This is a genomic window from Clostridium sp. MSTE9 (assembly GCF_000277625.1).
Classification (GTDB): Bacteria; Bacillota; Clostridia; order Oscillospirales; family Acutalibacteraceae; genus Faecalispora; species Faecalispora jeddahensis.
Map to the genome: position 1 here is coordinate 60,930 of NZ_AKFU01000015.1, position 9,463 is coordinate 70,392.

At 50.3% G+C, this 9,463-nt stretch carries 6 protein-coding genes; 5 read left to right on the forward strand and 1 reads right to left on the reverse strand.

Annotated elements, in window-relative coordinates:
- Positions 1-86: 86 nt before the first annotated feature.
- Positions 87-1,643 carry an L-lactate permease gene (locus HMPREF1141_RS03535; RefSeq protein ID WP_009061083.1) on the forward strand — a complete coding sequence of 519 codons (1,557 nt, stop codon included), beginning with the start codon at positions 87-89 and terminating at the stop codon, positions 1,641-1,643.
- 444 nt (positions 1,644-2,087) lie between these two features.
- Here the strand turns inward: HMPREF1141_RS03535 and larA are convergent, their stop codons facing one another.
- On the reverse strand, positions 2,088-3,368 hold the full coding sequence (gene larA, locus HMPREF1141_RS03540) for a nickel-dependent lactate racemase (protein ID WP_009061115.1): 1,281 nt from the start codon (positions 3,366-3,368) through the stop codon (positions 2,088-2,090).
- A gap of 656 nt (positions 3,369-4,024) precedes the next feature.
- On the opposite strand from larA, the gene HMPREF1141_RS03545 reads away from it, so the two are divergent.
- From HMPREF1141_RS03545 to HMPREF1141_RS03560, 4 genes are all read left to right on the forward strand, one after another.
- Positions 4,025-5,968: a sigma 54-interacting transcriptional regulator gene (locus HMPREF1141_RS03545; RefSeq protein ID WP_009061079.1), complete on the forward strand. Its 1,944-nt coding sequence runs from the start codon at positions 4,025-4,027 to the stop codon at positions 5,966-5,968.
- 270 nt (positions 5,969-6,238) lie between these two features.
- Entirely contained in the window at positions 6,239-7,144 is a 906-nt protein-coding gene (locus tag HMPREF1141_RS03550; protein ID WP_009061082.1) for a DUF1932 domain-containing protein, read from the forward strand.
- Complete coding sequence (locus HMPREF1141_RS03555; RefSeq protein ID WP_009061075.1) at positions 7,141-7,848, forward strand: S-adenosylmethionine--2-demethylmenaquinone methyltransferase; 708 nt, start codon at positions 7,141-7,143, stop codon at positions 7,846-7,848. Before HMPREF1141_RS03550 ends, HMPREF1141_RS03555 begins: the two co-directional genes overlap by 4 nt.
- Positions 7,849-7,898: 50 nt before the next feature.
- Positions 7,899-9,257: a citrate:proton symporter gene (locus HMPREF1141_RS03560; protein WP_009061046.1), complete on the forward strand. Its 1,359-nt coding sequence runs from the start codon at positions 7,899-7,901 to the stop codon at positions 9,255-9,257.
- Positions 9,258-9,463 lie beyond the last annotated feature (206 nt).

Here is a 9,463-nt window from a genome sequence, read left to right on the forward strand (position 1 = left end):
GACTTTCAGAGCCGGCGGCCCCTGTCTTTCCCTGATAACGGTTTGTTGAAAATACGGCTTTGAAAACTGCTGAATGAGGTAGATTTATGTTCTTAGACTTTCTATTGGCTCTTCTGCCGATTTTATGGCTTGTCTTTTCCCTTTGTTACATAAAAATGCCTGCCTACAAGGCTTGCCCGCTTGCGCTGGTCATCGCGATCCTTCTGGCTCTTGTATACTGGAAAGCACCGGCAATCGAAGTGTTTACCGCCGGTTTGGAAGGAGTCGTCATGGCTCTTTGGCCTATCGCTATCGTTATCATCGCCGCCATTTTTACTTATAATCTGACGGTAAAAACCGGAGCGATGGCAAAAATCCAAAAAATGCTGACGTCGGTTTCCAACGACAAGCGCGTTCTGGTACTCATCATTGCCTGGGGCTTTGGCGGATTTATGGAAGGTATGGCGGGCTTTGGCACCTCTGTTGCAATCCCTGCCAGCATTCTGTGCGGCCTAGGCTTTAACCCGATCTTTGCAACTGTTGTCTGCCTGGTTTCCAATGCGACCCCCACGGCCTTTGGTTCTATCGGCATCCCCACCGTTACGGTTGCTTCAATCACAGGCTACGACCCAATCACCACAGCAACGGTCGTGTCGCTGCAGCTGTTTATCATGGTGGTATTCACCCCTCTGCTGCTGGTGGTGATTGCGGGCGGCGGGCTGAAAAGCCTGAAAACGAGCTGGCACATTGCGCTGATCTCTGGTTTAGGCTTTGCAATCATGCAGCTGATCACCTCCCGCTTTATCGGTGCGGAGCTGCCTGCGGTCACCGGCTCTGTCGCCAGTATGGCGCTGACGATTCTGGCGGCGAAATTTCTCTGCAAAAACACACCGGAGGAATACAAGGTTACCCCCACCGAGGAAGCACAGGCCGCTGCTCAGGAGCACCTGAGCCTTCGCAACGCTCTGCTTGCATGGGCACCCTTTATCCTGATCTTCGTATTTCTGCTGACCGTTTCCAAGCTGGTGCCCCCGATTTATAACGTGCTGTCCGCAGTGAAAACGAGCGTTATCATCTATGCCGGTGAAGGAGCCTCTCCTTATACCTTCTCATGGCTGGCTACTCCCGGCGTACTGATTTTGATTGCCGCCATCATTGGCGGACTGCTGCAGAAGGCAAGCGGATCCGATATGCTGACGGTGATGGGCCAGACCCTGAAGCAGATGTCGAAAACCGTCATCACACTGATGACGATTCTGGCAGCGGCAAAGGTGATGGGCTACAGCGGTATGACGCGTGACATCGCAGCCTTTCTGGTGGCGGTTACCGGCACAGCGTTCCCGCTGGTTGCCCCGCTGATCGGTTCGATCGGAACCTTCGTAACCGGCAGCGCCACCTCCTCCAGTGTTTTATTCGGTGCGCTGCAGGCGGAAACCGCACGGGCCATCGGTGTTCAGGAGATCTGGTTGGTTGCGGCAAACACCATGGGCTCAACGGCGGGTAAAATTATTTCCCCGCAGAATATTTCCGTAGCAACGGCAGCAACCGGGAATACTGGGAAGGAAAGCGGCATTCTACGCATTACGCTGAAATATTACCTGCTGTACATCGTACTTTACGGGCTGATTTCCTATTTCGGAGCCGGGCTGCTCCTGTTTTTGTAACAATACAGGGTGAAAGTCCCCTGCATAATTGAATTGGATTTTTACAGATCGATCTATTCTCCATAAAGAAAAAACAGTCGCCGGAAACCTTGGCAGGGTTTCCGGCGACTGTTTTTTTGATGATGATATCTAAGACGTCTTACAGCGTCGGTATTCGGGATATGCCATAAGGGATGAAAGGGCTTTGTATTCGCAGCCTTTTTCGGCTAGCCTCGTAGCGAAGTGGTATCTATGAACATGATTAAATCATAAACATGTCCGACGGCAAATCTGTATAAACTCCTTGTATTTCTTTATTTACTTGCTTCACCACTCTGGATTCTGCTGCCAAGGCGGTTTTAGGGATCGACAATCATACTGCAAAAGGGGCCGTGGGAAAACCACGATTCCCTTTGTCGCTTACGAAGTATCGTTCCTATTGCCGGCTGGCAGCAAAGTGGAGCGCTATACCGACTCCCGCACCATAACGGAGATCCCGTTCGGAATCACCACCAGATGCGCATTTTCACCTTTTATTTTTCTGGCCTGCTGTAATGCGGTATCCACATCCGGTGCCCATGCAATCTTCATATCCTCCACAGTCTTCTTCTGCATGGGGTCCGTCACATAGATCACATGGTGCTTGCATAGCACCCGGCACAGAATCTGGAATTCCCATTGATCTGGCATGGTTTGATCCTGCGGTGTGGCGAGAATCTGTTCCGTCAGCTGCTGAGGAGAAACGCAGTCACACAGCGCGCGGTAGAAGTTTTCTCCACCATGCCCGTCGTTGCAGGAGCTTACCATAATCAGCACAGCACCCGGTGCTGCGGCAGCCTCCGCGGCAGTAAGACCCTTCACACTCTGGTAAATATTCTGGTCCAGCGGGTAGCCTCCATTGCTGGAGATCACAATATCGCCGTGCTGCTCAGGTTGTACCTGACAGTAGTTCAGCAGCAGATCACAGCCCTTTCGGTGAGCGGTAATCGGATCGCCGGCAAAGGCTGCCACAACACGTTTATCTTCATCAATAATCACATTTACGATGTAGGCCAGATTTGCCATCTTTGCTGCGGCAACCATATCCTTGTGCAGCGGATTGCCGTCCAGCACGCCGGTGCGGGCATATGGAGAAGCGATAAACTGCGAGCAGTGGTTGCCCAGTACAGTCACTTGATCGCAGACTCCCGGCAGCACACTTTTTCTTCCGCCGGAAAAACCGGCGAAAAAGTGTGGCTCTATAAAGCCCTCTGCAATCAGCAGATCCGTTTGTGCGGCCTTTTTATCGATCACACACGCCGCGCCGGAAGGAAGCGTGCCAATCTGCACATTGCAGGATGCGTCCCGGCTGTCATGTATTTCGATCTTCTCCCGCTCGACGATTTCTTCTCCCAGCTTTTCCACCAGTTCCTGCTTGCCGGTTGGGCGGTGAAAGCCGGTAGCCACCAGCAGCGTTATGTCGATATCGAGATTCCCCTCACGCAGCTCGGCCAGCATAAAGGGAATGATATGCTTGCTCGGAACCGGGCGTGTATGGTCGCTGATAATAATGGTGCAGGTCTTTTTGCCGGCGGCAAGTTCTCGCAGACGGGCAGAATCGATCGGATTCTCCATTGCGGCCAACACCAGGCCGTCCTCTGTATCTGCTGCTTTAAGTTCTCCAATATGGGATTCCAAAATCTCCGCATTGCTAAGCTCCGCATTGAGCGTGATCTGTGATGTGCCAAAAGGAATGAGTACAGACATGAAAACACCCCACTTTTCTAATTGTATCTGAACCTGTGTGTTGGAACTAAATTGGTCATTCCAAAATAGATCCCAATGCTTTAACTTTATCACAATTGAATTGAAACACAATGTCTGAAAAGATAATTCTATTTTTCTGACAAAGATGTCACCATGGATTTGTAAAATAAACCAAACACCTTTTCAGGGCTGTTGGACTGGATTTTCTTGGATTTAAGCTGCGTTTTTTTGATAAGCAGCCGGAATATGCTCACCGTTCATCGGGAATATTGCTGAAGCTAAGGAATGAAATATTGGTAGAACCAAAACGGCATGATTTTATAACATAAAATCATGGTGAAAAATACGTGGACTCTCCCAACCTTGCAAGGTGGTATATTGTGTCGGCCATGAGAGGCTTATGATATTTTAGGCTATCAATCGATCAAAATGTCATCCCCCGGAATCAATTTTGATAAAACTCGGTTTTCCGGATAGAGTTCCTTTTCACATTCGGATTTTTACGAATCTGAAAGCGCCTATACATAACATGAGGGGATTTCTTATTTGCAAAGCTCATATGCTCATGATACACTTATTTTGAATCATAGATCAATGCTCTTGTGGGCGTTTTTGCCAGTATCGATTTTAAATACAAATAATGAGGATGGATACAGATGCGAGTAGAATTTGCAGTAGTTTCCCCTTCCAGTACGATGACATCAAAATTCAGGAAGGTTCTTGCTGAGAGAAAACTCAGCTGCCCTGTTGTTCAGGCCTCCCAGAAAAACGCCATTCCCGTTGCAAAGCAGATGATTGGGGAAGGCGCAAAGATCATCATAAGCCGCGGGAACACCGCGCGCATGCTGCGGAGCAACCTGGAAATTCCTGTGATTGAGGAAAAGCACACTTTTTTCGATTGCTACATCGGCTACCAGAAGGCCTTGAAAATATCGGATAAAATCGCTTTTCTTGCAACCTCAGATTCCTTTCTCAAGATTCTCAACAAGAGTAAACCTCTGCTTAAAAATGCCTTGATCTGCCCTATAGACGCTCAGCTGAAGGAAGAATATGTCAGAGCAGAGATGGAAAAGCTGGCGCACATGGGGATTGAGGTAGCAATAGGCGGGATTTCCCTGCGCGATTTGGTTACTCAGTGCGGGATTCAATATATCATGACCGAAACAGATGAAGACGCGGTAAATGACGCAATCGACGAGGCGCTTTATCATCTGAAGATCGAGGATGAGCGTTTGCGGAAAAATCACGAGTTGAAACGCAAACATGAAATGATCCAGGCCGTCATGAACTGCACCTCAGACGGCATATTCAGTGTGGATCAGGAGGGAATCGTCACCAATATCAATGAAAATGCGCATCGCATGCTCCCGGAGCTTTCACCGGGACAACCGATTGACAAACTCCTGAAGGGCGATTTTTTGGATTCGACGCTCAAGCACAGGGAAACGCTGTCGAATGTGCTGATCAACACCCGCAAATCCTCTCTCATCCTGAATATTGCTCCCGTATGCATCAAGGACAGCGTAATCGGGGCGACGGTGACGGTGCAGTACCAGCATGAGATTCAGAAAATGGAACAGAAAATCCGGCACAGCCTTCTGACGTGCGGACATATCTCGGATAAAACCTTTGACGATATCATTGGAAGTAGCCCTGCATTAAGAGCCGCAAAATCCCTGGCACAGCGATACGCCGCAGTAGACAGCACTGTCCTGATCCTCGGCGATACCGGTACGGGGAAAGAGCTTTTCGCGCAGAGCATCCATAATGCAAGCAGGCGCAAGTCGGCTCCCTTTGTTGCCATAAACTGTGCGGCCCTGCCGGCCAGCGTATTGGAAAGTGAGCTGTTCGGCTATGTCAAGGGTGCGTTTACCGGCGCGCGGAGTGAGGGAAAGGCTGGAATGTTCGAACTGGCACATAATGGGACCATCTTTCTTGACGAAATCAGTGAAACGCCGCCCGATGTGCAGTTGAAGCTTCTGCGGGTGATTCAGGAACGAAAGGTGATCCGCCTGGGAGACGACCGGGTGACCTCTGTGGATGTCCGCATTATCGCGGCCAGCAATAAGGATTTACGAGAGCTGGTGCAAAACGGTCTGTTTCGGGAGGACTTCTATTATCGCATTTGTGTTCTGGAGCTTCAGCTTCCCACACTCGATGAGCGCAGAGAGGATATTCCCGATCTGGTGCGCTGTTTTCTGAAAAATCCCAAGCTGCCTTCAAAGAAAATCACGGAGGAAGCTCTCAACCTGCTGATGAAGCAGCAGTGGCGCGGAAATATCCGCCAGCTGAACAATATTGTGGAAAGGCTGGCCGTGATATGTGATACGGACACCATCACGGCCGATCTTGTCGAACACACTGTGCTGACAAAACCCCGCACACAGATGGAAGAGGTTCTACCCCAATACGGCACCTCTGTTGCAAAAGAACCCATGACGGAGCGCGAACTGATTCGGAGTGTTCTTCATGAAAACAAGGGCAACCGGGAGCGTTCCGCCAGGCAGCTTGGGATCAGCACAACAACTCTCTGGCGCAAAATCAAGAAAATACAGGAATCGGAGCCGGGGTATTTTGAGTTGGTAAGATACTTTCATTAAGTTGCATATCGTTTCTAAATATTGCAGATTCTTTCAAACCGTTCGTTTGTAATGAAATGCAATAGATGGGATATTTAAAATTCTGCGCTGAAAAAATAAAAGCGCAGAATTTTTTTTATTTCTTTTCCTTTCGCGCAAAGCCCGGGTTTGATCCTGTTTCTTGATCCATGTCGATGGAAAGGGCTTGTACGATAAAACCATCCAGGCATAAAGTTGGCACATTTATTGCTTAAATCCTTCATTGATACTGGAACAATTTGAAGGAGGGACATGATTTTGAAGTATCAACTGGTATTTATCGGCTTCGGCGAAGCCTCGTACAACATCGCGCTTGGCCTGAAGTCGGAGGGATTTGAAAGCATGGCCGCATACGATGTGTTCGCAGAGGACCCGAAGCGGGGCGAACTGATCCAATCGCGCGCGCAGGAGGTGGGGATTCCGCTGATCGGTTTGGATGAGGCTTGCAGCGAGGGAATCTGTATCGCGTCCATGAATAGTGCAAAGGTGGCTCTTTCCGTGGCGAAAGACATCATCCCCCGGCTGAAGGCAGGCCAGATTTTTGTCGATCTGAACTCTGCGGCCCCCACTGTGGAGGAAGAGATCGATAGAATTCCCCGTGCACAGGGTGTGTTGTTCTGCGATGCGGGGGTTATGGGTACCGTGCCGGGAAACCGACACAAGGTCCCGATGTTTCTGTCAGGGGACGGCGCCCAATCGTTTTATGACGCGTTTGCACCCTGCAACATGAAACTGACCGTGCTGGACGCACCGGCGGGAGGCGCGTCCGCCATCAAAATGCTGAAAAGCGTGGTCATGAAGGGCCTGCCCCAGCTGATGTTCGAATCTTTCGAGGCTGCGGAAAAATACGGCGTGCTGAGCACTTTGGCAGATTCCCTTGGTGAATCCATCAACGGAAAAACGGTTGAAAAGCTGGCCAATACGTTCATTGCGCGCACCATGATCCATGCCGAGCGCAGAAGCGCCGAGATGCGCGACGTGGTAAGCACGCTGGAAAGTCTGAAGGTGGATGCGTCCATGTCGAAAGCGGCGATTGCAAAGCTCGACGCACTCGCGGCGCAGCACTGGGCCGACAAAATAGACCCCAGCGGCGATCTGGATTACCGCGAGGCCATCAAGCTGCTGGTAAAAGAGAATGAGGAGGATGGATTGAAATGAGCAACAATCAATATTATGAACTGCCGGAGCTGATTCCGGATGAAATCATCGAGCGTGTCAAAAAGCTGAGCCCTGCACAGCTGTGCGACGGTATGGCGTCCCTTGGAATTGAGAGAAACGGCTGTATGGATGCCGATCTGCTCCCTTTGGACGACGGCAAACTGATGGTGGGTACCGCCTGTACGGTCGACACGGAGGACGGCGATAACTTTCCGATCCATGTGGCGATTTACCAGGGAAAGCCGGGATATGTCCTTGTTGTTGCAGGAAAGGGCTACACGGAGCGCGCGTATATGGGCGATCTGATGGGCGGCGCTGCGGCGGCCATCGGACTTTCCGGCATTGTCATTGACGGCTATGTGAGAGACAAGACCGGTCTGGCTGCCCTGGATATTCCGATTTATGCAAAAGGCTTTATGCAAAGAAGTCCCGACAAAAAGGGCCCGGGCGAGATCAACACGGTTGTTACCTGTGCGGGCGTGAAAGTGACTCCCGGGGATTTGGTGGTAGGCGACTACGACGGCGTAACGGTCATCCCGCGCGGGCGCATTGAGGAGGTGCTCACGGCAGCCGAAAAGAAAGAGGACTATGAGCTCAAGCGCCGCGACGCCATCGCCAATTACCGCAAATGCAGAGAAGAAGGGCGTGAACTTCCGAACCTTGCACCCGCATGGGTTACGGAAATGCTTCAGGGCAAATCATGATGGATTAAAATGGAATCACATCGTGTTTCATGATGGAGGAGGGTATTGATATGTTGGTAGCTTTGGCATATTTCATGATTGTTTTGTTCCTCGTTCTTGTTTGTACGAAAAAGATGTCTGCTTTTGCGGGCCTGATTATTTCATCCACTGTCGCCGGCCTGCTTGCCTGTGTTGTCAATGGGGTTCCTTTTACAGATCTCTTTTCCTGGTTTAAGGATGGATTATTCTACACCCTGAGCGATTCCGGCTCTGTTAAGCTTGGAACCATCAATTCCGGCGTGATGATTCTGTTCGCGGTGCTTTACTTCAGCCTGATGATGAATGTGGGATTGTTCGACCCGCTGTGCACCTTTTTGATCCGAAAGGCAAAGGGAGACCCGCTGAAGGTTATGATGGTCGCGACTCTGACCTCCTGTGCCGTAACCCTCGACGGAGATGGAACAACAACCATATTGATCGTAACAGCCGCATTCATCCCGCTGTTTAAGAAGATGAATATGAAGCTCTCCAATTTGGCAATGATGATCATTCTGCCCTGCTCCATCGGCAATTGTCTGCCGTGGGGCGGTCCGTTGGCCAGAGCGGCTTCTGTCATCAATGTGGATGTCAATGTTCTCTTTAAGGCATTTCTTCCCGTTTTGGGTGTGGGTCTGGTTTATGTGATCGTTCTGGCGTACTTTCTCGGAACAGCCGAGCGCAAGCGCCTGGGCTATGTAAAGGGCGGCGGAGAGATCATCAGCGCTGCTCAGATCGAGGAAATGTGCGCGGCGATCACCGAAAATGACAAGGAAAGCAAACGCCCCAAGCTGTTTGTTTTTAATCTTGTGTTCACTCTTGCACTGATGGTAGCGATGATCATGGGCCTTGCAAGCGGAGCGCTTCTTTTCATGGTTGGCACCGGAATCGTGATAGCTGTAAACTATGGCTTCAAAGAGCAGCGCGAAAGAATTGCCGCGAACGGCGCAGACACCATTTCTGTCGCTATCATTATTATGGCGGCGGGCTGCTTCATGGGCGTCCTCAACAGCAGCGGTATGGCAACGGCCCTGGCAGCCAATCTGGCAAGCCTGATCCCCGAATCACTTGGCACCCATATCCCGATTATTTTTGCTCTCATCGGTGCCGTCGCGTGCTGGGCTCTGCCGGTTGACGCCTACTATTTTGGGATTCTCCCGGTCATTGTGCCGATTGCCGCGCAGTTCGGAATCGGCGCGATGGAAATTACCATGGCGTCTATGATGGGTCAGGCGATTCGTTACGGAAGCCCCACCGTCGCATGGCTGTTCCTTCTGATTGACAGAACGGAAATGAATTTCGGCGACTATTTGAAAACCTTTATGAAGTATGCAATTCCCATGTATCTGGTGTTTATTGTTACAGCTCTGGCTCTCGGATTGTTCCACCTGTAATTTTGGTGACGAAGATACGCCCAAAAGGCCCTTTGAATTTTTCAGTGCCGATGCTGCAGTATGGAGCCCAATGTGATCATGATAGCTTCTTTCATGGAATAAAGCTTTTGCTTGGGTCTGTTTGTCTCCAAGGATGTTACATAAGAAGTATGATGATTTGCAGAGTTTACCATGCTGTGAATTCTCTCAAATGAAGTGAGTGTAAA

What these genes read in the sequence shown, in the direction of transcription:
- HMPREF1141_RS03535 (WP_009061083.1), top strand. Translation starts at nt 87, where the DNA reads ATGTTCTTAGACTTTCTATTGGCTCTTCTGCCGATTTTATGGCTTGTC.
- larA (WP_009061115.1), bottom strand. Translation starts at nt 3,368, where the DNA reads ATGTCTGTACTCATTCCTTTTGGCACATCACAGATCACGCTCAATGCG.
- HMPREF1141_RS03545 (WP_009061079.1), top strand. Translation starts at nt 4,025, where the DNA reads ATGCGAGTAGAATTTGCAGTAGTTTCCCCTTCCAGTACGATGACATCA.
- HMPREF1141_RS03550 (WP_009061082.1), top strand. Translation starts at nt 6,239, where the DNA reads ATGATTTTGAAGTATCAACTGGTATTTATCGGCTTCGGCGAAGCCTCG.
- HMPREF1141_RS03555 (WP_009061075.1), top strand. Translation starts at nt 7,141, where the DNA reads ATGAGCAACAATCAATATTATGAACTGCCGGAGCTGATTCCGGATGAA.
- HMPREF1141_RS03560 (WP_009061046.1), top strand. Translation starts at nt 7,899, where the DNA reads ATGTTGGTAGCTTTGGCATATTTCATGATTGTTTTGTTCCTCGTTCTT.